Here is a 25,079-nt window from a genome sequence, read left to right as displayed (position 1 = left end):
CGGCGGCTCCGGTTGCGCCGGTTCGGCGGTTGCGTGTTATATCGCATGATCGCGGGGTTCCTTGCGTCGTTTACGTAGCGGAACCGATGTTCGGACACGCAAAATCCGCTGTCCAATACAGCTTGTTCAATCATCCATAAGGCAATGTTATGACGACGCCTTCGCTCAGAATCCGCCAGATCGAAGCGTTTCGCGCGGTGATGCAGCGCCATACCGTCACGCGCGCCGCGCACGAGCTGCACATCTCGCAGCCGGCCGTGAGCCGGCTGATCGCCGATCTCGAGGCGCGCGTCGGCTTCGTGCTGTTCGAGCGGCAGCAGGGACGCTTCACGCCGACCGCGCAGGCGCGCGTGCTGTACGAGGAAGTCGAGCGCGCGTTCGTCGGGCTGGACCGCGTCGCGCAGGCCGCCGAGCAGATCCGCGCGATGCGGCGCGGCACGCTGCGCGTGGCCGGCTCGCCGGCCGTTGCGCTCGATCTGCTGCCGGAAGTCGTCACGCGGTTCGCGCACGCGCATCCGGGCGTCGACGTCACGCTGCTCGCGCACAGCGCGTCCACGGTCGTCGACAAGGTCGCGTCCGGGCAGTGCGACGTCGGGTTGATCGCCGAACCGGTGCCGCATCCGGCAGTGCGCGGCGAGCCGCTCGCGGAAGCGGCGATGCGCTGCATCGTGCCGCGCACGCATCGGCTCGCGCGCAAGCGCGTCGTGCGGCCGGCCGACCTGCGCGACGAGCCGTTCATCTCGTTTCCGCCGAGCTTCGAGTCGCGCAGCGCGATCGACCGCGTGTTCGTCGAGGCCGGCGTGTCGCGCGCGCTGTCGATCGAGGCGCAGCTGTCGCAGACGATCGTCGCGTTCGTCGCGAACGGCGCCGGCGTCGCGCTGATCGATCCGGTGACGGCCGCGTATGCGCGCCATCGCGTGGCCGTCAAGCCGTTCGAGCCGGTCGTGCCCGATCACTTCTATCTGGTGACGTCCGCGTCGCAGCCGCTGTCGATGATCGGCGATGCGTTCTGTGCGGACTTGCGCGACGCGTTCGCACGCGTGCGGCGCATCGCGCGCGAGTAGGTGCGGGGCGGCCGGGCGGGCGGCTTCGGCGTCGGTGGCGTGGCTCCGATGGCCGGACTTCCTGCGTCGAGAAACGACGTCTTGACGCTTCGAGCGCCAGCGAATTCCGGGCGTCGACACGAGCGGCAACGTCGGCGGCACCGGATTTGCTACGGCGAGGTATCTCGTTCCGGAGGCAGGATATGCAGATCGTCGACGTTCTGGGCATTGCCGGGCAGATCGACGTCCGGTACTTCAATCGTGTCGTCGCACGCAGCGGCGATCAGGTGGTTCGGATGAGCGTCATGACGGAGCCGTTCGGATGGCACCGTCACGACAATGCGGACGAAGTCTTCGTCGGCATCGACGGCACGTTGGTGCTCGAAGTGCTCGAAGGCGACGCGGTCGCGTGCGTTCGGCTGCAGCGCGGACAGCTCGCGACCGTGCCGCGCGGAACCGTGCATCGCACGCGTCCGGAGGGCGGCCGCTCGGTGAACCTGACCGTCGAAAGTGCCGACGCGTCGACCGAGTGGTGCGACGGGCCCGCGACGTAGCGCGACGCGCGGGCCGCCGCGCGCGTCGCGCCGTGATCGTCGGCAGCGGCCGCTCGCGATGCGACGCGCTACTTGACAGGCGTGAGCACCGGCGCGCCCTGGTTCTTGATCAGCAGCACGACGAACTTCGCCGGCTTCGTGCTGCTCGCATTGCGGCCCATCGTGTGGATGTCGTTCGGACCTTCGTGGAACGTGTCGCCCGCATGCAGCGTGACTTCGTTGCCGCCGTTCAGCGCCATCACGATGCTGCCTTCGAGCACATAGACGAACGCGTGCGCGTCGTGACGATGAACCGGGTCGACACTGCCGGGCGGGTATTCGACGACGATCATCTCGGCTTCCTTGCCCGGATACTCGGGCAGCGGTTCGGTGCTGAGCGTCGTGACCTTGGCGTGCGGCGCGGCGGCGGCCGGCTGCGCGACCATCGACAGCGACGCGATCAGCGCGGCCAGAACGAGCGTGATGTGTTTCATGTCGTCACTCCAGGTTCGCCTTGTCGAGTCCGAACATCTTGTCGAACGAGCCCGGCACGGTGCGGAACGCGACGTTCAGCCGGTTCCAGTGGTTGATCGCGCCGACGAGGAACGTCAGGTCCGACAGCTCCTTGTCGGAGAAGTACTCGCGTGCGCGCTCGTACACGTCGTCCGGCACGCCGTGAGCTGGCAGGTGCGTGAGCACGTCGGTCCATTCGAGTGCCGCGCGCTCGCGCGGCGAGAACAGCGTCGACTCCCGCCAGATCGCGACGTGATGCAGGCGCAGCTCGCGCTCGCCGTGGATCTTCGCGGTCTTCACGTGCATGTCGACGCAGAACGCGCAGCCGTTGAGCTGCGACGCACGAATCTCGACGAGTTCGCGAATCGGCGCGTCGATCGTCGTCTTGTGGAATAGCGCGTCGAGTTCGACGAGCTTTTTGGACAGCTCCGGCGATTGCTGAAAGTAGTTGATGCGTTGGCTCATCACGTGCTCCTGTGTTGGGACGGCTGCCGAACCTGCATCGCGACGCGGTGCAGAGGCTGCTTGCGAAGCATCGTAGTGGCGCGTGTATGCATCCGGTAGAGCCGCACAGGTGCGCACGCTGTTGCCGCTTTCGCACCAATCGTGCGTCGCGGCGGGCGCGCTCGGCATGCGTCGGCGCAGCGGCGATCGGCCGCCGTGCGGCCGAATGTACGGCAACGGAACGCCGCTGCCGGTTCGCCATCGGCGCGGCCGCGTCGCGCTGCGACGTACGTCAGGTGCGACGAATCGAATCGCCGCCGCTCGCGCGGCGCGCGATGCGCAGTGGCGATTGGTGCGCTCGAGGAACCGCACAGTGTTCCATTGGAGGTCTACCCGCGTACGGGCCGCCCACCTAGGATGCCGACATGGCAACGCGGCCGCTGTCGACGACGACGACGTTTTCGTTCCGATGCGCACGGTGAACGCGTGTTTGCTCGCGCTGCGCCGCTGCAAGCGATCGCCGACACGCGACGACGACGCTCGCGCACGTAGCGTCGATCCGGCCGGCGTTGCCTTCGACCCGACAGACGACATTCGCGTCGCCCCGTGCAGGGGCGACGTGCGTCGACGCTGCCGGACGCTGCACACGCTCGATAGGAACGACTCGCGATGGAAACGTTGAACCCCGATCGGCCAATCGCTTCGCCGGACGAATGCGCGCCGCCGAGCCGCATCGCGATCGTGCGGCGTCGTGCGTCGCGCGCGGCCGGCGCCGCCGCGCTGGCGACGGCGGCTGCGCTGTCGGCGTGCGTGAATTACGCGGGCATTCATGGCGACGCAACGGCAGCCGATCCGCAGCGGTACGCGACGCGCGACAGTCTTCCGGCCGAGCGCGGGCGCTGGCCCGATGCGAACTGGGCCGACCAGTTCGGCGACGATCAGCTGAAGGCGCTGCTCGACGAAGCGCTGAAAGACAGCCCGACGCTCGAGCAGGCGCGGGCGCGCGTCGCGGCGGCATCCGCTTATCGCGAGTCGGCGAACGCCGGGACGATGCCGCGCGTCGATGCGCGTTACGCGCTCGCACGCGAGCAGTTCTCCGGCACGGCGCTCGTGCCGCCGCCGTACGGCGGGTCGTGGCAGACCGAGAACAGCGGCGTCGTGAGCGCGTCGTACGAACTGGACCTGTGGGGCAAGAAGCGCGAGGCGCTGAGGGCTGCGGTATCGCGCGTCCACGCGAGCCGCGCCGATGCCGAAGCGGTCAGGCTCGCGCTCACGACGTCGATCGCACGCACGTACAACCGCCTCGCGCGCCTGTACGTGCTGCACGACATCGCACAGCAGGAGATCGCGCGACGCGAGCAGATCGATCGCATCACCGCGGGGCGAATCGCGACGGGGCTCGACACGCAGGTCGAGCGCAAGACCGCGCTTGCCGATCTCGCGACGAGCCGCGCCGCGCTGAAATCGCTCGACGGACAGATGATCGCGACGCGCTATCAACTCGCCGCGCTGCTCGGCGCGGGTCCGGACCGCGGTTTGCGAATCGCGCGCCCGGCGCTCGGCACGGGCGACGACGTCCGGCTTCCCGATCACCTGCCCGCCGATCTCGTGAGCCGGCGCCCGGACATCGTGGCCGCGCGCTGGAGCGTCGATGCGCTCGCGCACGACGTGAAGCAGGCGAAAGCCGAGTTCTATCCCGACATCAACCTCAGCGCCGCGATCGGTCTGGACGCGTTCGGGTTCGGCCGCTTCCTGACCGCGGCGAGCCGCACCGCGTCGATCGGCCCGGCCATTCATCTGCCGATCTTCGATGCCGGCGGCCTGCGTGCCCAGCTGAAGGGGCGCTATGCCGAATTCGACCACGCGGTCGCCGCATACAACGCGACGCTCGTGACGGCGCTCGCCGACGTTGCGACGCAACTTGCCGACGTGCGCTCGACCGACGCGCAGCTCGTCGACGCACTGGCCGCGCAGCAGGCGGCGCGCGAGGCCGCGACGCTCGCGCTCGTTCAGTACCGCGCGGGGCTCACGAATCAGCTGACCGTATTGAACGCCGACGTCAACGCGCTGGCGGCCGATCAGGCCGTCGCGAATCTGCGGATGAACCGGCGCGATCGGCAGATCGCGCTGGCGTCCGCACTCGGCGGCGGATTCGTCGACACGGCTGCGGCCGACACCGCCGCCGTCGTCGCCGCGGCGAACCGTGCGGCGCGGACGCCCGACGCGCACGCCGACGCGCACTGAGCGGCGCACCCCCGAACCTCGAGGAGAATCGAAATGAGCGAGATCAACACGTCCGGGCGCGCGGCGGCCGACGCGGCCGACGCGCAGCGCGGGCCGGCGCCGCCGGGACGAAGCGACGCGTCGAACGAACATGCGACGCGCATGCGCAGGATGCTGCTCGCGCTGCTCGGCGTCGCGGTCGTCGCGGCCGCCGCCGCATATGGCGCGTACTACCTGCTGTACGCGCGCTACCACGAAGCCACGGACGACGCGTACGTGAGCGGTAACCTCGTGCAGCTGACGCCGCAGGTCACGGGCACCGTCGTCGCGGTGAATGCCGACGACACGCAGATCGTCAAGGCGGGCGAGCCCGTCGTCGTGCTCGACGACGCCGATGCAAGGATCGCGCTCGGCAACGCGGAGGCGACGCTCGGCCAGATCGTTCGTCAAGTGAGCGGGCTGTACGCGAACGACGCGTTCTATGCGGCGACCGTCGCCCAGAAGCAATCCGATCTCGCGCGTGCGCAGCAGGATCTGCGTCGCCGGATCGCGGTCGCCGACACGGGCGCGGTATCCGCCGAAGACATCGCGCACGCGCGCGATGCGGTCGCCGCCGCGCAGGCGGCGCTCGATGCGGCGCGCCGGCAGGCGCAGGCGAACCGCGCGCTGACCGGGCGCACGACGATCGATCGGCATCCGAGCGTGCTCGCCGCCGCGTCCAGGGTGCGCGACGCGTATCTCGCATACGCGCGCAACGTGCTGCCCGCACCCGTCACCGGCTACGTCGCGAAGCGTTCGGTGCAGGTCGGCCAGCGCGTGTCGCCGGGCGCGCCGCTGATGGCCATCGTGCCGCTCGACGGCGTATGGGTCGATGCGAACTACAAGGAAAGCCAGCTGCGCAACATGCGGATCGGACAACCGGTCACGCTGACGGCCGACGTGTACGGCGACAAGGTCAGGTATCACGGGCGCGTCGTCGGTTTCTCGGCCGGCACCGGCGGCGCGTTCGCGACGCTGCCCGCGCAGAATGCGACCGGCAACTGGATCAAGATCGTGCAGCGTCTGCCCGCGCGCATCCAGCTCGATCGAAAGGAACTCGAAGCGCATCCGCTGCGTATCGGGCTGTCGATGGAGGTCGACGTCGATACGCACGACGACACGGGGCCGCAGCTCGGCGCCGGTGCGAACACCGTGTATCGGACCGACGTGTTCGAGGCGTACGGCGCGCAGGCCGACGACGAGATTCGCCGGATCATCGCGCAGAACGTCGCGGCTCCCGATGCCGGTGCGGCCGGCGACACCGTGTCGTCGCTGCGTCCGCGAACGCGCGACGCGGGCGAGCGGCGCGGCGCCGGCCGGCGCGCGAGCTAGGCGAAGGGCCGGGGCGCGAGCGCGGCCCGGCGCGTTCAATCGTTTCGCACCGGCCGCGCATGCGGCGCGCCCGTCGAAACCCACCGGATGGCCAATACGATGACTGCCTCGACACACGCGGTGCCGCCGCCACCGCCGCCGCCGCTCGTCGGCGCCAAGCGCGTGCTCGCGACGTTTGCGGTCGCGCTCGCGACGTTCATGAACGTGCTCGATTCGTCGATCGCGAACGTTGCGATTCCAACCATCTCGGGCAACCTCGGCGTATCGGTCGACGAAGGCACGTGGGTGATCACGCTGTTTTCGGCGGCCAATGCGGTCGCCATTCCGCTGACCGGCTGGTTCACGCAGCGCGTCGGCCAGATCAGGCTGTTCGTCGCCGCGATCGTGCTGTTCGTGCTGTCGTCGTGGCTGTGCGGCATCGCGCCGAATCTGCTCGTGCTGCTGATCGCGCGCGTGCTGCAGGGGCTCGTCGCCGGCCCGCTGATTCCGCTGTCGCAGGCGATCCTGCTCGGCTCGTATCCGAAGGAGAAGAGCGCGACCGCGCTGGCGCTGTGGTCGATGACGGCGACCGTCGGCCCGATCGCCGGCCCCGCGCTCGGCGGCTGGATTACCGACAGCTACAGCTGGTCGTGGATCTTCTACATCAACATTCCGGTCGGCCTGTTCGCGGCGGGCGCGACGTGGATGATCTATCGCGACCGCGAATCGCCGACACGCCGGCTGCCGATCGACAAGGTCGGCCTCGTCGCGCTGATCGTGTGGGTCGCGTCGCTGCAGATCATGCTCGACAAGGGCAAGGATCTCGACTGGTTCAGCTCGCCGGCGATCTGCGCGCTCGCGGCCGTCGCCGCGGTCGGCTTTCTGTTCTTCCTGATCTGGGAGCTCACGGAGAAGAACCCGATCGTCGACATCCGGCTTTTCTCGGTCGGCAATTTCCGCGGCGGCACGATCGCGATATCGGTCGCATACGCGGTGTTCTTCGCGAATCTGGTCATCCTGCCGCAGTGGATCCAGGGCTATCTCGGCTACCGGTCCGTCGATGCGGGACTCGTGACGGCGCCGCTCGGCATTTTCGCGGTCCTGCTCGCGCCGGTGATGGCGAAGCTCATGCCGAAGTCGGATGCGCGCGTGCTGGCGACGCTCGCGTTCGCCGGCTATGCGGGCGTGTTCTTCCTGCGCTCCCGCTACACGACCGGCGTCGATCCGTGGACGCTGATCGTGCCGACGCTGCTGCAAGGCATTCCGACCGCGCTGTTCTTCGTGCCGCTGACTGCGATCATCCTGTCGGGCCTGCCGGCGGACAGGATTCCGGCCGCGGCCGGGCTGTCGAACTTCGTGCGCGTGTTCGCGGGCGGTGTCGGCACGTCGCTCGTGACGACCGGCTGGAACAACCGGACGATCCTGCATCACGCTCAGCTCGCCGAGCACTCGAGCGCGAACGATCCGCTCTATGCGGGCGCGCTCGACACGCTGCGCGCGACGCTCGGCGGCAGCGCGGGCCAGGCGAGCGCGTTCTTCGAGCAGTCGCTCAACGCGCAGGCCGCGATGCTCGGGCTGAACGACATCTTCTGGCTGTCGTCGATGATCTTCGTCGCGATCATTCCGCTGATCTGGCTGACGAAGCCGGGGAAGGGCGCGGGCGGCGCGGCGGCCGCGGGCGCGCATTGAAGCGTGGCGACCGGCGTGCGTCGGCGCGCGGCGCCGCGTCAGCCGCGCTCGCCATCGCGCAGGCAGTCGCACAGCGTATTCGCGAGGCGGCGCGCGTCGCCGGCATCGACAACGTTCGCGAATCCGACGATGAGCCCGCGCCGCGTCTGCTGCGTGCGGCCGTTCGCGTACCAGATCGACAGCGGCAGCACCGCGAGCCCCGCGTCGCGCGCGCGTGCGGCGACCGCGACGTCGTCGACCGGGCCGTCGGCAGCGTCGGGAAACTGCACCGCGAACTGGATGCCGCCTGGCGGCGGCTCGACGATCAGCCGGTCGCCGAACGCGTGCTGCAGCGCGTGCACGATCAGCGTGCGCCGTTCGCCGTACAGCGCGCGCATGCGCTTCAGATGCCGCGCGAAATGTCCGTGCTCGATGAAGTCGGCGGTGGCCGCCTGCAGCAGCGTCGGCGCGCCGGCGTTCATGCTGCAGGCGACGCGCTCGACGCGTTCGACCGCGCGCTCGGGCACGACCGCATACGCGAGCCGCAAGCCCGGATACATCACCTTGCTGAACGTGCTGCAGTAGATCACGTGATCGCGCCGGTCGAGGCTCTTCAGCGCTGGCAGCGGGCGGCCCACGTAGCGGAATTCGCTGTCGTAGTCGTCCTCGACGATCCATGCGGACGCCTTCTCCGCCCAGTCGAGCAATGCGATGCGCCGGGCGAGCGACAGCGTATGGCCGAGCGGGCTCTGATGCGACGGCGTGACGAGCGCGAAGCGTGCGTGCGCATCCAGCTGCACGCCGCGCGCGACGTCCAGCCCTTCGGCGTCCACCGGCACCGGGACGAGCTGCACGCCGGTCTCCGACAGGAAGCTGCGGGCGAGCAGATAGCCGGGATCCTCGAACCACACGCGATCGTTCGGACGCGCGAGGCTGCGCAGCACCAGCTCCAGCGTCGCGCGATAGCCGCCGGTGACGAACACCTGCTCGGGCACGCACGTGACGCCGCGGGACAGCGCGAGATACGTCGCGATGTGCTCGCGCAGCGGCCGATAGCCGGCCGGATTCGGATAGCCGAGCAGTGCGCGTTCGCCGCTGCGCGCGCGCTGCGACACGAGCCGGTGCCACACCTTGCGCGGAAACGCGTCGAGCGCCGGCAACCCCGGCTGCAGCGGGCGCGGCTCGCCGCTCATCGCGACCGCGATCGGCGGCTGGCGCGGCGGCGGCGCATCCGCGCGCGCGTCGCGCGATGCGGGCACGCCGGCCGCGTCGATGCGTTGCATCCGGTTCGGCGTCCGTGCGGGCGCGGCGGCGCGCGTCAGCGCTGCGGGCAGCGACGGCGACACGAACGTGCCGGCCGCCCCGCGCATCTGCAGATAGCCTTCGTCGACGAGGATCGTGTACGCCTGTTCGACGGTGCCGCGCGCCGTGTTCAGCTGCGTCGCGAGACCGCGCAGCGCCGGCACGCGATCGCCGGGCCGCAGATGGCCCGCCGCGATCGCGGTCCGGAACCGCTCGCAGATCTGCAGATAGATCGGCAATTGGTGCCGCCGGTCGATTTCGATGGTGAGGGTGGGCGCTGGTGCGGTCATCGCAGTCTCGCGGAACGGGGAGCCGATACGGGATGGATCAGTCGGATCGACGATTCTTGGCACTTAACGATAGGACATGATTCTTCCACACTTGCGTCACGCGATGCGGCAGTGGCGACGAGCGCGGTCCGCGCGGGCACCCATCGTCCATCCGCGTGTTCGAATGCATCCCTTTCGTCAGGAGAATTTGCGATGAAGATCGTTGTAATCGGCGGTTCCGGGCTGATCGGCTCGCGTGTCGTCACGCTGCTCGGCGAAGCCGGCCATCAGGCGCTTGCCGCGTCGCCGCGTACCGGCGTCGACACCGTCACCGGCGAAGGGCTGACCGACGCGCTGACGGGCGCGGACGTCGTCGTCGACGTGTCGAACGCGCCGTCATGGGAGCCGCAGGCCGTGCTCGATTTCTTCCGCACGTCGGCGCGCAATCTCGGCAAGGCCGAAGTGGCCGCGGGCGTGCGCCATCACGTCGCGCTGTCGATCGTCGGCTGCGACCGCATGCCGGACAACGGCTACTTTGCGGCCAAGGTCGCGCAGGAGCAGGCGATCGAAGCGGCGGGCGTGCCGTACACGATCGTGCGGGCGACGCAGTTCATGGAGTTCATCGGCGGCATCGCGGACGCCGGTACGGACGGCGGCACGGTGCGCATCGGCGACGGTCTGTTTCAGCCGATCGCGGCGGAAGACGTCGCGCTGATGGTCGCGCGGACCGCGCTCGCCGTGCCGCTGAACGGCACGATCGACATCGCGGGCCCGGACCGCGCGCCGTTCGCGCAGATCGTCGCGCGCTATCTGAAGTCCGTCGGCGATCCGCGCACGGTGCTCACCGATCCGCAAGCGCGCTACTACGGCGGACGCGTCGAGGAAAAGTCGCTGGTGCCGCTCGGCGATGCGCGACTGGGCCGCATCGGCGTCGATCAGTGGCTCGCGACACGCTGAGCCGCGATTCGCGCGGGTACGCGCGTCGATGCGCCGGCGGCTGCCGGCACTCGCGCAGCGTTCGGATCGAACGACATCGGTGGGGGCAGCGATCATGAATCAGTCGAACAAACCGGGATGCGGCGTTCGTGTCGAGCTGCCCGGCGGCGCGGACGCATTGTCGACGAGCTTCGGTGCGAGCTACGCGGGCATCGTCGCATTCGTCGCGGTCGCGAGCGAAGGGAGCTTCACGAAGGCCGCCGAGCGGCTCGGCGTCGGCCGTCCCGCGGTGAGCCGCAACGTGCAGAAGCTCGAAGCGCAGTTGAGCACGCGGCTCTTTCAGCGCACCACGCGCACGACGGAGCTCACGTGCGAAGGGCAGCGCTTCTTCGAGAACTGCCACCCGGGCGTCGCGCAGATCGTCGAGGCGATGAACGACATGCTCGAGCTGCGGCAGGGCCCGCCGCGCGGGCTGCTCCGTATCGGCTCGGCGGTCGGCTTCGGCAGAAAGGTCGTGGCGCCGCTGCTCGAGAAATTCGCGAACGCGTACCCGGACATCGTCATCGATCTGCTGCTCGACGACCGGCCGCTCGATCTGGTGTCGGAGCGCATCGACGTGTCGTTTCGCAACGGACGCATCGAGGACTCGAGCATCATCGCGCGGCAGCTGATTCCGATGCAGATGGCGCTGTGCGCGGCGCCGTCGTATGTCGCGGCGCACGGGCTGCCGCGCAGCGTGGAAGACCTCGGCCGCCACGCGTGCATCAACTTTCGCGCGTCGAACGGCCGCGTGTCGGAATGGGAGTTCAAGGTGGACGGCCGCGTGCAGAAGTACACGCCGACCGCGCGACTGACGTTCAACGACGCGGATCTCGTGCTGCGCGCGGTGCTCGACGGCGCGGGCCTCGCGCAGCTCGCCGGCTATCAGGTGCGCGACCCGGTCGCGCGCGGCGAGCTCGTCGTCGCGCTCGCGAATCACGCGCCGGACGATCGCGGTCATTACATCTGCTATCTGAGCCGCCAGCATCTGCCGACGCGCATTCGCGTGTTCGTCGATTTCATGACCGAGCAGATCCGCGCGCTCGACCTGGACTGCATCTCGTGGCTGGGTGCGACCGGCAGCGACGTGGCGTCGGCGGGCCTGGCCGCGTGAGTCAGCCTCCGCCGATTCCCTGCAGTACTTTGCCGGTGCCGCCGCATACCGTGCACGCGCGGCCTTCGACGGTGCCGGTGCCGTGACACGCGCCGCACAGATCCTCGCCGACGCCCGGCGCATCGGCCGGCCCTTCGTCGCCGGGATTCAGCGGACGCTCGTGCGGCGGTTGTTCGCCTGAACGCTGGTTCGTCTGCATCGCACACCTCCTGTCGCGTTTCGTGCGTCGTTGGGCGACGCATCGCGCGTGCCTGTGCGGCGGCACGCGCGCGCGTTCGCAGCGGACGCGCGCGCAAGACGCGCCGAGCGCGCGGACGGGGACGTCCGGGCGAGCGCCGCCGTCCCCGTGCAGGCGCGCGAAAGTTACAACGACGGTGCCCAGGTCGTGCCGAACGGGTTCGACTGATCGATGCCGGGGAAGTCGACGAACGCCTTGCTGCAGTCGACGACGTTCGCGGGGCGCGCGTTGCGCGTCGCCTCGCCGTTTACGACGACGCGATTCGCGGTCGACGCGAACACCGGCAGGTTCACGTTGTGCAGCGTGAGGTTCGCATCCGACGCGATCACCGAGATGCCGTCAGGCGTGTCGGCCACCACGTCGCTGAGCGACATCACGAGCGGGAACGCCGGCTCGCCGTAGCCGCCCGTATTCGCTTCGAAGCCCTGCAGCTTCACGCCTGCGTCGCCCATGATCATCACGTTCGCGATCGAGATGTCGTGGAAGTTCGGATACAGCGGACCGCCGGCCGGCACTGCCTTCGTGCTGTAGTACGGCGTGAACAGCAGCGCGTTCTTCGCATCGCGGATGCAGATGTTCGAGTAGCGGATGTTGCTGACTTCGCCGCCGCGCGCGTAGTCGGACTTGATCCGCAATCCTTCCTCGGAATCCCAGAACGCGTTGTCGTACACCTGCACGTTGGTCACGCCGCCGTTCGTTTCGCTGCCGATCGAGACGCCGTGCCCCCAGTAGATGTGGTTGTGCGCGATCACGACACCCCACTTGCGGTCGGCGCGCACGTCGCGATTGCCGTCGATGCCGAACAGCTGCGAACCGGCCGGCGACGGGTTGTTGCTGCCCTTGAGCGCGATGTCGTCGTCGCCGGTGCTCACGTAGTTGTACGCGAACACGAAGTTCTTCAGATAGCCGTCGAACGAAACCGGCGCGGCCGACGTCGTCGTGCTGCCGGTCGACAGTGCCGCCGAAATGGGCTTCGACGCGGAGCCCGGATCGAACGCATCGGTGTTTTTCACGTTGTCCGCGTTGAACGTCTGCCCGTTGTACAGCGGGTTGCCGTTGCCGGCCGGGTTCGCGAACGCGGCGAGCGTCGGCGTCTGCACCCTCACGTTCCAGATCGTCAGGCCGTCCACGCCGCTCGGTACCACGTGGAAATTCGGGCTGTTGTTCAGCGTGATCCGATACAGCGTCAGGTTTTTCGCGTAGTTGAACACCATCAGCCGGAAGTTCGACTGCGAGCCGAAGCCGGTCGTGCCGTTCTGCACCATATTGCCGAGGTACGCGAGATCCCACCACGTCATGTTGCGCACGGTCGACTTCGAATCGACGACGGTCCCGCCGTTGTCGCACGCGGTGCCGTCCGGCGCGACGGTGCCGTTCCTGTATGCGGCGTACGTGTTCGAGCACGTCATGTCGACCTTCATCAGCGGATACTTCGCGTCGGACGTCACGAGTTCCGCGTAGCCGCGCCCGTCGATGCGGCCGTCGCCGACCACCGCCGAATTCACGAGGTTCGTGCCGGTGATCAGCGCGGCGCAGTTCGACGAGCTGCCGGCCTTCGTCGCGCTGACCGCGGTGTTTCCGCAATACGGGCCGGCGACGTTCGGTGCGTACGCCTTCACGTCGCGCGACGCATACAGCGTGACGCCCTTGTCGATCCACAGCGTGACGCCGGACGGCAGCGTGAGCGGCCCGCTGATGAAGCCGTTGCCCGGCCCCGCATGATTGACGACGAGGCGCACCGCGAACTTGCTCGCACGGTACTGCGGCTTCGCGAGCTCCTCGCCCGACGCGCCGGCGATGTTCACGTTCGGCACGGCCGCCGCCTTCTGCGCGGCGGTGGCCGCGGCATCGGCTGCTGCGATCGCTGCGCCGACTTCGGCGTCCACGGCGGCGCCGCATGCGTCGAGCGCGGCCTGAATGCGCGCCTGATCGGGGTTCGCGGTCGCGCTCGACACCGCCTTGCCGACGCCCGGCGTCGACGGGTCGGCCTCCGGCGGCAGCGAGCCGTCCGGACGGCTGACGAGTGTATTGGCCGCCTCCAGCGTGCTGCAGACCTGCGTGTCGGTGGGCAGCGCGGGTTCGGCCGGCAGGTTCGGATCGACGGTGGTCGTGCCGACCTGGAACGCGGTGGACGCAGGCGGCGCGGTGGCGGCCACGTTGCCGGCCGTACTGGAATCGTCGCCGCCGCATGCGCTCAGCGCGGCGGCGCTCGCGAGCAATGCGGCGAGCAGGCCGAGCACGCGCGTGCGTCCGGCCGGCCGGAAAAGTCGGGGTGTCATGACGGATGTCTCCTGGTATGGCATGGCCTGCGGCCACGCCGGTTGAATATCGGATCGCGTCGGCGCGGGCCGCGGCGCGGGTTGCCGCGGTGGTGTGACGGGCGCGCTCGCGCCGAGCGCGCCGCACGGCCGACGCGTGCTTGTGGCACCGCGCAACCGTGTTGTTATTGTGGTCAGTCATCCTATAACGACGAACGGTTTGAGCGAAAGATGGGCGTCGATTGCGGTGAAATCGCATCGTCGCCGGATCGTTCGAGCTCGCCCGTATTTCCGGAAAACGTTTCGCTCGCTGCCTATAAAACAGAGAAGGCTGTTCCCCTTATTCGGTCAAAAGCCCGCTACAGCGCTGCTTATAGGGGTATGCACCAAGTGAGTTAAACGGTTAACCGACGTAAAGTTGCCGAACACGTCATACGACGTATGACTCTGCGACGCGGAGCCGCGCATGGCCGACCTCGCGCATGCCGACGGATCGCCGCGCAACAACGATCAACCATCCAGGAGACTGACGATGAAGCACCGATTCACCCGCTCCCGTGTCGCACTGGCCGTCGCGCTGATGGCCGGCTTCGCCGTGTCCGCGCACGCACGCGTGTTCCGCTCGGCCGACGTGCACGGCGACAACTTCCCGACCAACATGGCGGTGAAGTACATGGGCGAAGAGCTGTCGAAGCTCACGGGCGGCAAGGATTCAATCAAGGTGTTCGGCAACAGCGCGCTCGGTTCGGAGAAGGACACGGTCGATCAGGTCCGCATCGGCGCGATCGACATGGCGCGCGTGAACGGCGCGTCGTTCAACGAGATCGTGCCGGAGTCGCTGATCCCGTCGCTGCCGTTCCTGTTCCGCGACATCGACCATTTCCGCAAGGCGATGTACGGCCCGGCCGGCCAGAAGATCCTCGATGCGTTCGCGGCGAAGGGGATGATCGCGCTGACGTTCTACGAGAGCGGCGCGCGCTCGATCTACGCGAAGCGCCCGGTGCGCTCGCCGGCCGACATGAAGGGGCTGAAGGTGCGCGTGCAACCGTCCGACCTGATGGTCGACGAAATCAAGGCGATGGGCGGCACGCCGACGCCGATGCCGTTCGCCGAGGTCTACACGGGCCTGAAGACCGGCCTCGTCGACGCGGCGGAAAACAACCTGCCGTCGTACGAGGAAACGAAGCACTTCGAGGTCGCGCCCGACTACTCGGAAACGCAGCATGCGATGACGCCCGAAGTGCTGGTGTTCTCGAAGAAGGTGTGGGACAAGCTGACGCCGGAAGAGCAGGCGGCGATCAAGAAGGCGGCGGCCGACTCGGTGCCGTACTACCAGAAGCTGTGGACCGCGCGCGAGGCGTCCGCGCAGCAGATCGTCACGAAGGGCGGCGCGAAGATCGTGCCGGCGTCGCAGATCGACCGCGCGGCATTCGTGAAGGCGATGCAGCCGCTGTGGGCGAAGTACGAGAAGACGCCGCAGATGAAGCAGATCGTCGACGAGATCGAGGCCATCAAGTGACGCGTCACACTTCCCTGGACAGCGCGGCGGCCGCCGGCTCGTCGGCCGGCGCTGCCGGCGACGGCACCGCAGCCGCCCGCCCGCCGGCGGTGCCGTTTCTGCGCGGCGTGAACGACGTGCTGTTTCGCACGCTCGCGGTGATCGCGTCGCTCTGTCTCGCCGCGCTTACCGTGCTGGTGTTCTACGCGGTCGTGATGCGCTACGTGTTCGAGAACGCGCCGGACTTCGTCGAGCCGATCGCGCTGCTGCTCGTGATCGTGATCGCGATGTTCGGTGCGGCGATGAAGGTGCGCGACGGCGGCCACATCGGTCTCGATTCGTTCGTGCGGCGCCTGTCGCCGCGCGCGCGCGACGTGGTCGTCGCGATTCAGCATCTGAGCCTGATCGCGTTCGCCGTCGCGATTCTGACCGGCTGCGGCAGCATGGCCGCGGAGACGATGGGCGATCGCATTCCGATCATCGGACTGCCCGAAGGCGTGCGCTACCTGATCACGATCCCCGCGGCGGTCGCGATCATCCTGTTCTCGCTCGAGCACCTGCTCGCGCTTCGTCGCGCTTCAACACACTAAACGCCATGGAACTCGCGATCCTGTCCGTCAGTTTTCTGATTTTCCTCGTGCTCGGCGTGCCCGTGTCGTTCGCGCTCGGGATAGCGTGCGTGCTCACCTACATGGTCGAAGGGCTGCCGATCGCGACCGCGATGCAGGCGATGATCTCGGGGATGAACGCGTTCTCGTTCCTCGCGGTGCCGTTCTTCATCTTCTCCGGCGAACTGATGCTGCACGGCGGCATCGCCGATCGCATCCTGCGGTTCGCGCAGGCGACCGTCGGCCACTTCCGCGGCGGGCTCGGGATGGCGAACGTCGTCGCGTGCACGCTGTTCGGCGGCGTGTCGGGTTCGCCGACCGCCGATACGTCCGCGATGGGCGGCGTGGTGATCCCGCTGATGAAGCGCGAAGGCTACAGCGCCGCGTACGCGGTCAACGTGACCACGCACGCGTCGCTGGCCGGCGCGCTGATGCCGACGTCGACCAACATGATCATCTACGCGTTCGCCGCGCAGGGAATCACCGGCGTGCTGAACGGTCAGCCGGTCAGCGGCGTGTCGATCGGCGATCTGCTGTTCTCCGGACTGCTGCCGGTGCTGTGGGTGATGGGCTTCGTGCTCGCCGCCGCGTACTGGCAAGCGGTGCGTCACGGCTATCCGCGCCGCGCGGACGGTTCGTCGGCGCTGCCCGCGTTCCCCGGCTGGTATGCGGTGGCGCGCAGCTTCGTCGGCGCGGTGCCGGGGCTGATGGTGATCGCGATCATCCTCGTGTGCGTCGCGAAGGGCATTGCGACCGCGACCGAAGCGGCCGCGATCGCCGTCGTCTACTCGCTCGTGCTGACCGCGATCGTCTACCGGACGCTGACCGTCGAGAAGCTGCGCCGCGCACTGTCGCATGCGGCGCGCACGACCGGTGTCGTGCTGCTGCTGATCGCGGTGTCCAACATGCTGCGCTTCCAGATGTCGTATCTGGAGATTCCGGACGCGATCGAGGGGCTGCTGAAGCAGTCGACCGCCGCGCCGTGGCTGATGCTGCTGTACATCAACATCATCCAGGTGTTTCTCGGCACGTTCGTCGACATGGCCGCGCACATCCTGATCACGACGCCGCTGTTCCTGCCGATCGCGATGGCGTGCGGCGTCGGGCCCGTGCAGTTCGGGATCATGCTGCTGCTGAACTGCTCGCTCGGCCTCGTGCATCCGCCGATCGGCTCCGTGCAGTTCGTCGGCTGCGCGATCGGCAACGTGTCGATCGGCGAGACGACGAAGATGGCGTGGCCTTACTACATCGCGATCTTCAGCGCGATCAACATCGTCACGTATCTGCCGTTCTTCTCGACGTGGCTGCCGAGCCTGATCAGCGGGCATCCGGTGTATTGATCGACTGCATGCCGCCGGCCGCGGCGCCGCACGACTCCGGTCGATCGGCGCCGCGCCGCGCTGCGCTCCCTTCCGACTTCCGAAGCCCATGAAAACGAACTCTCTCGTGCGCGCCGTTGCGGCAGCCGCATTCGCGATGGCCGCGTCGCTCGCGCACGCGGCCACGTATGCGTACGTATCGAACAGCGACAGCCGCGACATCTCGGTGTTCGGCGTCGACGCGTCGAACGGCACGCTGACCGCGATCGAAACCGTGCCGGTCGACGGCACCGTGATGCCGATGACGCTGTCGCCGGATCATCGTCGCCTCTATGCGGCGCTGCGCTCGACGCCGTATCGCGTCGTCAGCTTCGCGATCAATCCGCTCGACGGCCGGCTGAGCGAGCTCGGTCGCGCGCCGCTCGCCGACAGCATGGCGTACGTGTCGACCGACGCGTCGGGCCGCTATCTGTTTTCCGCGTCGTACGGCGGCAACCTGCTCGCGGTGAACCGGATCGCCGAGAACGGCGTCGCCGGCGACGTGCAGCAGACGGTGAAGACCGGCCCGATGGCGCATGCGATTCGACAGTCGCCGGACGGCCGGCACGTATTCGCATCGGTGCTCGGCGCGGATGCGTGGCTGCGGCTGCCGTTCGACGCATCGACCGGCAGGCTCGCCGACGTCGCGACGCCTGCGTACCGGCTGCCGGAAAAATCGGGCCCGCGCCATTTCGTGTTTTCGTCGAACGGGCGCTTCGCGTACCTGATCGACGAACTCGACGGCAAGCTGCACGTGCTCGCGCTGTCGCGTGGCGGCGACGACGTGCGGCCGATTCAGACGGTGTCGATCCTGCCGCCCGACTTCAACGGCGACAAGCCGTGGGGCGCCGACCTGCATCTGACGCCGGACGGCAAATTCCTGTATGCGTCGGAGCGCACGTCGAGCACGCTCGCCGCGTACCGCGTCGATTCCGCGTCGGGCAAGCTCGCGCGCATCGGCACGTTCGCGACCGAGAAGCAGCCGCGCGGCTTCGCGATCGATCCGTCGGGCAAGTATCTGCTCGCGGCCGGCCAACTGTCGCCGACGCTCGCCGTATACCGGATCGACGCGAACACGGGCCGTCTCGACGAGATCGGCAAGTATCCGGTCGGCAAGGGCGCGAACTGGGTCGAGATCGTCACGTACGACGGGACCAACTGACGGGTGCGACGCGGCGCGCAGCCCCGGCGGCTTGCCGGTCGGCGCGCGCGTCGCCGTTCGGCGAATCTCGTGTCGCGAGGTGCGATCGCACGTCGAAATATTAGTGAATCGAATCAAGTTGCCGCGATCGGTGCCGTTAACCGATAAGGTAAAACTCCACGAGCCGATTCACCATGCGCGACCTGAAGGTAAAAAACAGTTTGCTCGCCGTTCTGGCGACCTTTGCGACGATGATCGTCATCGGCGGCGCCGTCGGGATCGTCGCGCTCGGCAATGCGAATACGAACGCGAAGCGGCTGCATGAAATCGCCGCGCAGACGTTGATCGTCAACGACGCGTACAAGGACAGCACGCGCACGCGTTCGGCGCTCGTGCGCGCGTACGCGGCGCTGAAGGAACACAACGACCCGGCGCAGCGCGATTCGGCGCTGCAGAGTGCGCAGCGCACGTTCGATCTGTCCGCGAAGGAAACGCAGGCCTTCCAGAGCATGCCGACGATCGACGGCGTCGATGCGGACCTGAAGCGCGCGCTCGTCGATTCGTCGACGCAGCTCGCGACCATTCTCGCGCGCGCGGCCGACGCGCTGCGCAGCGGCGACACCGCTGCGTACGCAACCATCAACGACAAGGAGATCACGATCGCCGGGCAGGTCTATTCGGCGAACGTCGAGAAATTCCAGCGCGTCGCGAACAAGCTGTCGGAGGACACGATCGCCGACGACAACGCCGCGTACACGCGCATCATCGCGATGGTCGGCATCGGCGTCGCACTCGCGCTCGCGCTGATCGTCGCGACGCACTTCGCGCTGCGCCGGATCGTGTCGCAGCCGCTCGCGAACGCCGCCGCGCTGCTCGACCGCATCGCGTCGAACGACCTGACCGTGAACGTGCCCGACGCCGGCCGAAACGAGATCGGCCAGTTGTTCGCCGCGATGAAGCGCATGCGGGCCGGACTCGCGGCGACGGTGGCCGGAATGCGCGACAGCAGCGATGCGATCCATACGGCCGCGCGCGAAATCGCGGCGGGCAACCTCGATCTGTCGAGCCGCACCGAAGAGCAGTCCGCGTCGCTCGAGGAAACCGCCGCGAGCATGGAGCAGCTGACGTCGACGGTGCGCCAGAACGCGGACAACGCGCAGCAGGCGAGCACGCTCGCCGCGAGCGCGGCCGATCTCGCGCAGCAGGGCGGCGAGCTCGTCGGCCGTGCGGTCGACATGATGGGCGTGATCAATGCGAGCTCGCAGAAGATCGCGGAAATCACCGCGATGATCGACGGAATCGCGTTCCAGACCAACATCCTCGCGCTGAACGCGGCAGTCGAATCGGCGCGCGCGGGCGAGCACGGGCGCGGCTTCGCGGTCGTCGCGGGCGAGGTGCGCACGCTCGCGCAGCGCAGTGCCAGCGCCGCGCGCGAGATCCGTCAATTGATCGGCGCGTCGATCGACGACGTGCGCAACGGCAACGAACTGGTGTCGCAGGCCGGCCGCGCAATGGACGAGATCGTATCGTCGGTGCGGCGCGTCGCGACGATCATGACCGAGATCACGACCGCGACGGTCGAGCAGAGCGCGGGCATCGATCAGGTCGGACAGGCGGTCACGCAGATGGACCGGATGACGCAGCAGAACGCGGCGCTCGTCGAGCAGGCGAGCGCGGCCGCGACCGCGCTCGAGAATCAGGCAAGCTCGATGCAGGCTGCGATGTCGGTGTTTCGTATCGCGCACGCGCGCTGAAGCGGCGGGCAAACAGGCGGGGGCGCGGCGACGTCGGACGGGCGCCGATGCGAAGCGACGCGTCGCCGCGCGAACCGGCGTGCACGTGTCACGCACGTTTTTTCGCGCTGTGCGATAATGCGCGGCGCCGCGTCGCTCGTCGCGCGGCACTGACCGGCGCCCGCTCGCGGGCCGCCGCCGATCGTCCCGACACCGGAGGCCCGATGCCCGCTCATACCGTTCGACACAGCACGCTGCACTACCAGGATCACGGCACCGGATTTCCGGTGCTGCTCGGACATAGCTATTTGTGGGACGCGGCGATGTGGGCGCCGCAGATCGACGCGCTGTCGCGCCGGTATCGCGTGATCGTGCCCGACCTGTGGGGGCACGGCGCATCCGGCGCGCTGCCGGACGGCACGCAGACGCTCGACGATCTCGCCGCGCACGCGAGCGCGCTGCTCGATGCGCTGCAGATCGACCGATGTGCGGTCGTCGGGCTCAGCGTCGGCGGCATGTGGGGCGCACGGCTCGCGCTGCGCGAGCCGCAGCGCGTGCGTTCGCTCGTGATCATGGATGCGTCGCTGGAGGCCGAGCCCGTCGCGACGCGCACGCGCTACTTCGCGATGCTGGACGCGATCGAGGCCGCCGGCCGCATCGCGCCCGCGCTGCTCGACGCGATCGTGCCGCTGTTCTTCCGGCCGGGCGCGAATCTGGCGGACCCGGTGCCGGCCGCGTTTCGCCGGGCGCTCGAGAGCTTGCCGGAAGACCGGCTGCGGCAGTCGATCGTCCCGCTCGGCCGGCTGATCTTCGGGCGGCCCGACACGCTGTCGACGCTGTCCGCGCTCGATCCCGCGCGCACGCTGCTGATGTGCGGCGCCGGCGACGTCGCGCGTCCGCCGTCGGAAACCGAGAAGATGGCGGGCGTGATCGGCTGCCGGCATCTGCTCGTGCCGGATGCGGGCCACATCTCGAATCTGGAGAATCCGGCATTCGTCACGCGCGCGCTGCTCGACTGGTTCGACGAGCAGCAGCTCGCGGCGAGCTGACGCGCGAACGGGCGAGCCGCGCGGCCTCGCGCCGCATCACACGCGTTCGCCGATCGGCGTGAACTTGCGCTCGCGCACGCGCACGTCGCCGGCATCGCCGCGCAGCAGGCTCAGCGCTTCCGCGCGGCTCGACACGCACGGGCCGGAGCCCGGCAGCGGCTGGCGCGCGGTCTCGCGCAGCGCGAGCACCGACACGATCCCGATGAACGACGCGCCCATCAGGTAGTACGCGGGCATCATCAGGTCGCCGGTGCGATCGACGAGCCACGCGGTCACGAGCGGCGTCGTGCCGCCGAACAGCGACACCGACACGTTGAAGCCGATCGCGAGCGCGCCGTAGCGGATCCGCGTCGGAAACAGCGCGGGCAGCGCGGACGGCATCACGCCGGTGAACGTCGACAGCAGCGTGCCGTAGATCATCATCCCGCCGAACACGGCGAGCGTGCCGCCGGTGCGGATCAGCAGCAGCGCCGGCACCGACAGCACGAGCAAACCCACGCAGCCGAACATCATCACCGGCTTGCGGCCGAGCTTGTCCGACAGATGCCCGGCGTACAGCGTCATCGGCATCATCAGCACCATCACGAGCAGCACCAGGAACAGCCCGTGCGATTCGTCGAAGTGCAGCGTCGCCGACAGATAGCTCGGCAGATACGACAACGCCATGTAGTCGGTCACATTGAAGATCAGCACGAGCCCGACGCACTGGAGCAGCGGCTTCCATTGCTCGGCGAGCAGCGTGCCGAAGCGCTGTTTCGGGCGCGCGCGTTCGTCGGCCTCGCGCGCTTCGGCTTCCTTTTTGAACGCCGGCGTTTCCTCGAGCTTCAGCCGCACGTACAGGCCGACGAGGCCGAGCGGGCCGGCGATGAAGAACGGCACGCGCCAGCCCCACGACAGCAGTGCGTCGTGCGACAGCGTCGCGGTCAGCGCGGCAACGGTGGCCGCGCCGAGCGTGTAGCCGATCAGCGTACCGAATTCGAGGAAGCTGCCCATGAAGCCGCGGCGCTTGTCGGTCGAGAATTCGGCGATGAAGGTCGCGGCGCCGCCGTATTCGCCGCCGGTCGAAAAGCCCTGCACGAGGCGGGCGACGAGCAGCAGCACCGGCGCCATGATGCCGATCGACGCGTAGCTCGGAATCAGGCCGATCGCGAACGTGCCGACGGCCATCATGATCATCGTCGCAGCGAGCACGCGCTGGCGGCCGATGCGATCGCCGAGCGGGCCGAACACCATGCCGCCGAGCGGGCGCACGACAAACGCGGCCGCGAACGTGCCGAAGGTCGCGAGCAGCTGCGCGGACGGACTGCTGGACGGGAAGAACACCTTGCCGAGCGTGACGGCGATGTAGCTGTACACGCCGAAGTCGAACCACTCCATCGCATTGCCGAACGCCATTGCGCCGACCGCACGCTTGAGGACCGCGGGGTCGACGATCGTGATGTCATCCAGCTTGACGGACTGGCGCGAAGATCGGGCTTTCGCGCGGTGCGCTTGCGATGAACTCAATGAAGTCTCCTGAATGGGCTCGGCGACCGGCCGCGCGGCGCGCGCGTGCTGCGCGCCGACCGTCGGGGACGCAGACGGATGTGTCGGGATCGCGCCGATGTCGGCATGACGGCGCGCGGCCGGCGACATCGGGCAGGCATGTTGTGTGAAGCAGTGTAGAGAAACGAGCGAGGGCGACTATCGGTCATGCGCCCGGAAATCGGTCGTAAACGACACGGATGGCGGCGGCGGACAACACGCCGCTTACGACGGCCGGCAACGGGAACGGCGGTTCGTGCTGCAGCGACGGCGGCCTATACCGGATACCGGACGTGCGCGAATCGCGGTCGTCGCGAGGGCGGCGGGGCCTACGCGATGCCGACGATCGACATGTCGCGCTCCGGTTTGCGCTCCGACCTGCAAGCTGACCCGCAAACCGACTGGCACACCGCTCGAGCCGCGCGGAGCGATGGCGTACCGTCGCAGCAGGCATTCCGAAACCGACGAGCGACCCGCGAACGCCGGGCGGCGGCCGCCGACCCGCACAGCCGCCGCCCACGCGTCAGAACGTATGCCGGATCCCGACGTTCGCGCCGACGGTCGTGCCGGCGACCGCATAAAGCGCGTTGGTGATCCCGAGCCCGGTGTTCATCGCGCCGTGGTTGTCGACCATCGCGACCTGCGCGTACAGCGCGGTCGCCTTCGACAGACTGTAGGTCGCGCCGAGCGCCGCGAGCAGCGAGTGATTCGCCGTGTCGTTGCGATCGCGGGTGAACCACACGCCGCTGTTCAGGTCGACGGCCGGCGTCGCCTGATAGTCGAGGCCGCCGCCGTACACGTTGTTGCTGAACGAGCCGCCGACCTTGTAGCTCGCGAACGATGCCTTTGCAGTGACCGGGCCGAACCGGTACGCGGCGCCGATCGTGCGGCCGACGAACGCGACGGTGCTCGGCGTCGGCGTCGGGCTCGTGCCGTCGTTGCCGTCGTAGAACGCGGCGTTGATCATGAAGCCGCCGTGCTCGTACTTGACGCTCGCCGAATACTGGCGGCCGGCCTGGAAGTCGCCGGCCTTGCCGCCGAACGCGAACATCGCGCTGCCGGTGAGGCCGGCGATCGTCGGGCTCGTATACGACACGGCGTTCGGATTGAACAGGCCCGTCACGAGCACGTTGTCGACGTAGTTGACGAGCCCGCTGCCGAAGTGCGAAAAACCGCGCGGATCCGAATCGAACAGTGCGAGCAGGAACGGCGAATACTGGACGCCGGCCTTGAGCGTGCCGAAGCCACCGTCGAGCCCGACCCATGCCTGGCGGCCGAAGAAGTTGCCGTTCGAATGGGCGAACGCGCCGTTGGTGACGGCGAAGCCGCTTTCGAGCTGGAATTTCGCTTTGAGGCCGCCGCCGAGATCTTCGGTGCCCATCATCCCGAACGTCGTCGGCGTCATGCCGGTGTCGGTCATCGCGAACTGATGGCCTGCGTTCTTGCCCGTCGCCGAGTCCAGCGTCTTGCTCGTATACAGCAACGCGGCGTCGAGGTTGCCGTACAGCGTCACGCTGCTTTGCGCGAAGCCGGCGGTACTGGTCAGTGCGCCCGCGAGCGCGGCGCAGCCGATCACGATCTTGTTTCTCATCGGGTGTCTCCGGTGTTGTTGTACGTCGATGCATCGAACAGGGAATTCGACGGACGCCCGCGCAGCGGTGTCCGTCGCGCAGGCCGCGCATGCAGGTGGCGCGCGGCGGGACGCACGTATGCGGCCGGTGCCGGTCGCGGGTTGCGAGTTCGTGGCGGAGATGGGCGCCGGAACGCGCGTGCGTCGAGGATGTCGGGTGAGGCCGGCGATGCCGGCCTCGTCGTTCAGAGCGACCGGCCGAGCTGCTCGAGAATCGCCGGATTCTCGAGCGTGGACGTGTCCTGCGTGATCGCCTCGCCCTTCGCGAGCGAGCGCAGCAGACGCCGCATGATCTTGCCCGAGCGCGTTTTCGGCAGGTTGTCGCCGAAGCGGATGTCCTTCGGCTTCGCGATCGGCCCGATCTGCTTGCCGACCCAGTCGCGCAGATCCTTCGCCAGCGCCTTCGCCTCTTCGCCCTCCGGCCGCGAACGCTTGAGCACCACGAACGCGACCACCGCCTCGCCGGTCGTGTCGTCCGGTCGGCCGACCACCGCCGCCTCCGCCACCAGCTCGTGCGCAACCAGCGCCGACTCGATCTCCATCGTGCCCAGGCGGTGACCCGACACGTTCAGCACGTCGTCGATGCGGCCCATGATCGTGAAGTAGCC

The 25,079-nt window shown here is 68.4% G+C and carries 21 protein-coding genes; 13 read left to right on the top strand and 8 right to left on the bottom strand.

The genetic code is table 11. The features are described 5' to 3' along the window. Nucleotides 1–149 precede the first annotated feature (149 nt). Complete coding sequence (locus tag BUB20358_RS05805) at nt 150–1,064, top strand: LysR family transcriptional regulator (protein WP_006767086.1); 915 nt, start codon at nt 150–152, stop codon at nt 1,062–1,064. A gap of 182 nt (nt 1,065–1,246) precedes the next feature. Further along, a complete protein-coding gene (locus BUB20358_RS05800; RefSeq protein WP_035975493.1) occupies nt 1,247–1,597 on the top strand; it encodes a cupin domain-containing protein in 351 nt (116 codons plus the stop codon). A gap of 68 nt (nt 1,598–1,665) precedes the next feature. Here BUB20358_RS05800 and BUB20358_RS05795 read toward each other — a convergent pair whose 3' ends face one another. Together BUB20358_RS05795 and BUB20358_RS05790 are read right to left on the bottom strand one after the other, a co-directional pair. After that, nucleotides 1,666–2,070, bottom strand: coding sequence for a cupin domain-containing protein (locus BUB20358_RS05795; protein ID WP_006767088.1), 405 nt, complete (start codon nt 2,068–2,070; stop codon nt 1,666–1,668). Nucleotides 2,071–2,074: 4 nt separating this feature from the next. After that, the gene (locus BUB20358_RS05790) at nt 2,075–2,554 is read right to left on the bottom strand and encodes a carboxymuconolactone decarboxylase family protein (protein ID WP_035975494.1); all 480 of its coding nucleotides are present in this window, start codon (nt 2,552–2,554) and stop codon (nt 2,075–2,077) included. Between the two features lie 648 nt (nt 2,555–3,202). Here BUB20358_RS05790 and BUB20358_RS05785 point away from each other — a divergent pair. The 3 genes from BUB20358_RS05785 (at nt 3,203) to BUB20358_RS05775 (ending at nt 7,795) form a co-directional block, all read left to right on the top strand. Further along, complete coding sequence (locus BUB20358_RS05785) at nt 3,203–4,777, top strand: efflux transporter outer membrane subunit (protein WP_006767090.1); 1,575 nt, start codon at nt 3,203–3,205, stop codon at nt 4,775–4,777. A 33-nt stretch (nt 4,778–4,810) separates the two neighbouring features. After that, complete coding sequence (locus tag BUB20358_RS05780) at nt 4,811–6,127, top strand: HlyD family secretion protein (protein WP_035975496.1); 1,317 nt, start codon at nt 4,811–4,813, stop codon at nt 6,125–6,127. 99 nt (nt 6,128–6,226) lie between these two features. Then, complete coding sequence (locus BUB20358_RS05775) at nt 6,227–7,795, top strand: DHA2 family efflux MFS transporter permease subunit (protein ID WP_035976063.1); 1,569 nt, start codon at nt 6,227–6,229, stop codon at nt 7,793–7,795. Nucleotides 7,796–7,833: 38 nt separating this feature from the next. Here BUB20358_RS05775 and pdxR read toward each other — a convergent pair whose 3' ends face one another. Then, a complete protein-coding gene (gene pdxR / locus BUB20358_RS05770; protein ID WP_035975497.1) occupies nt 7,834–9,366 on the bottom strand; it encodes a MocR-like pyridoxine biosynthesis transcription factor PdxR in 1,533 nt (510 codons plus the stop codon). Nucleotides 9,367–9,558: 192 nt separating this feature from the next. Here pdxR and BUB20358_RS05765 point away from each other — a divergent pair, with 192 nt between their 5' ends. Together BUB20358_RS05765 and BUB20358_RS05760 are read left to right on the top strand one after the other, a co-directional pair. Next, entirely contained in the window at nt 9,559–10,302 is a 744-nt protein-coding gene (locus tag BUB20358_RS05765) for an SDR family oxidoreductase (protein ID WP_006767094.1), read from the top strand. Between the two features lie 94 nt (nt 10,303–10,396). Continuing rightward, nucleotides 10,397–11,434: a LysR family transcriptional regulator gene (locus BUB20358_RS05760; RefSeq protein WP_035976064.1), complete on the top strand. Its 1,038-nt coding sequence runs from the start codon at nt 10,397–10,399 to the stop codon at nt 11,432–11,434. 1 nt (nt 11,435) lies between these two features. Here the strand turns inward: BUB20358_RS05760 and BUB20358_RS05755 are convergent, their stop codons facing one another. Both BUB20358_RS05755 and BUB20358_RS05750 read right to left on the bottom strand, forming a co-directional pair. Then, complete coding sequence (locus BUB20358_RS05755; RefSeq protein ID WP_035975499.1) at nt 11,436–11,633, bottom strand: hypothetical protein; 198 nt, start codon at nt 11,631–11,633, stop codon at nt 11,436–11,438. Nucleotides 11,634–11,797: 164 nt separating this feature from the next. After that, complete coding sequence (locus BUB20358_RS05750) at nt 11,798–13,951, bottom strand: glycoside hydrolase family 28 protein (RefSeq protein ID WP_045552346.1); 2,154 nt, start codon at nt 13,949–13,951, stop codon at nt 11,798–11,800. Nucleotides 13,952–14,462: 511 nt separating this feature from the next. On the opposite strand from BUB20358_RS05750, the gene BUB20358_RS05745 reads away from it, so the two are divergent. The 6 genes from BUB20358_RS05745 (at nt 14,463) to BUB20358_RS05720 (ending at nt 21,317) form a co-directional block, all read left to right on the top strand. Beyond that, nucleotides 14,463–15,449 carry a TRAP transporter substrate-binding protein gene (locus BUB20358_RS05745; RefSeq protein ID WP_035976070.1) on the top strand — a complete coding sequence of 329 codons (987 nt, stop codon included), beginning with the start codon at nt 14,463–14,465 and terminating at the stop codon, nt 15,447–15,449. After that, entirely contained in the window at nt 15,446–16,018 is a 573-nt protein-coding gene (locus BUB20358_RS05740) for a TRAP transporter small permease (RefSeq protein ID WP_006767097.1), read from the top strand. The genes BUB20358_RS05745 and BUB20358_RS05740 overlap by 4 nt, the downstream gene beginning before the upstream one ends. Before the next feature lie 5 nt (nt 16,019–16,023). After that, a complete protein-coding gene (locus tag BUB20358_RS05735; RefSeq protein WP_035975500.1) occupies nt 16,024–17,376 on the top strand; it encodes a TRAP transporter large permease in 1,353 nt (450 codons plus the stop codon). Nucleotides 17,377–17,464: 88 nt separating this feature from the next. Beyond that, nucleotides 17,465–18,556: a lactonase family protein gene (locus tag BUB20358_RS05730; protein WP_035975501.1), complete on the top strand. Its 1,092-nt coding sequence runs from the start codon at nt 17,465–17,467 to the stop codon at nt 18,554–18,556. Nucleotides 18,557–18,729: 173 nt separating this feature from the next. Next, nucleotides 18,730–20,289, top strand: a complete 1,560-nt coding sequence (locus BUB20358_RS05725; RefSeq protein ID WP_006767099.1) for a methyl-accepting chemotaxis protein — start codon at nt 18,730–18,732, stop codon at nt 20,287–20,289. Between the two features lie 203 nt (nt 20,290–20,492). Next, complete coding sequence (locus BUB20358_RS05720; protein WP_006767100.1) at nt 20,493–21,317, top strand: alpha/beta fold hydrolase; 825 nt, start codon at nt 20,493–20,495, stop codon at nt 21,315–21,317. Between the two features lie 36 nt (nt 21,318–21,353). On the opposite strand, the gene proP is transcribed toward BUB20358_RS05720, so the two are convergent. The 3 genes from proP to BUB20358_RS05705 all read right to left on the bottom strand — a co-directional run. After that, on the bottom strand, nt 21,354–22,823 hold the full coding sequence (proP, locus tag BUB20358_RS05715; RefSeq protein ID WP_045552377.1) for a glycine betaine/L-proline transporter ProP: 1,470 nt from the start codon (nt 22,821–22,823) through the stop codon (nt 21,354–21,356). A gap of 541 nt (nt 22,824–23,364) precedes the next feature. Then, nucleotides 23,365–24,432 carry a porin gene (locus BUB20358_RS05710; RefSeq protein ID WP_035975503.1) on the bottom strand — a complete coding sequence of 356 codons (1,068 nt, stop codon included), beginning with the start codon at nt 24,430–24,432 and terminating at the stop codon, nt 23,365–23,367. A gap of 224 nt (nt 24,433–24,656) precedes the next feature. Further along, on the bottom strand, nt 24,657–25,079 hold a 423-nt coding region (locus tag BUB20358_RS05705; RefSeq protein ID WP_425125543.1), incomplete at its 5' end, for an AMP-binding enzyme.

This window comes from Burkholderia dolosa (assembly GCF_902499135.1).
GTDB classification, from domain to species: Bacteria; Pseudomonadota; Gammaproteobacteria; order Burkholderiales; family Burkholderiaceae; genus Burkholderia; species Burkholderia dolosa.
The sequence above is the reverse complement of the archived record's forward strand: the minus strand, read 5'-3'. Positions and strand labels throughout refer to the sequence as shown.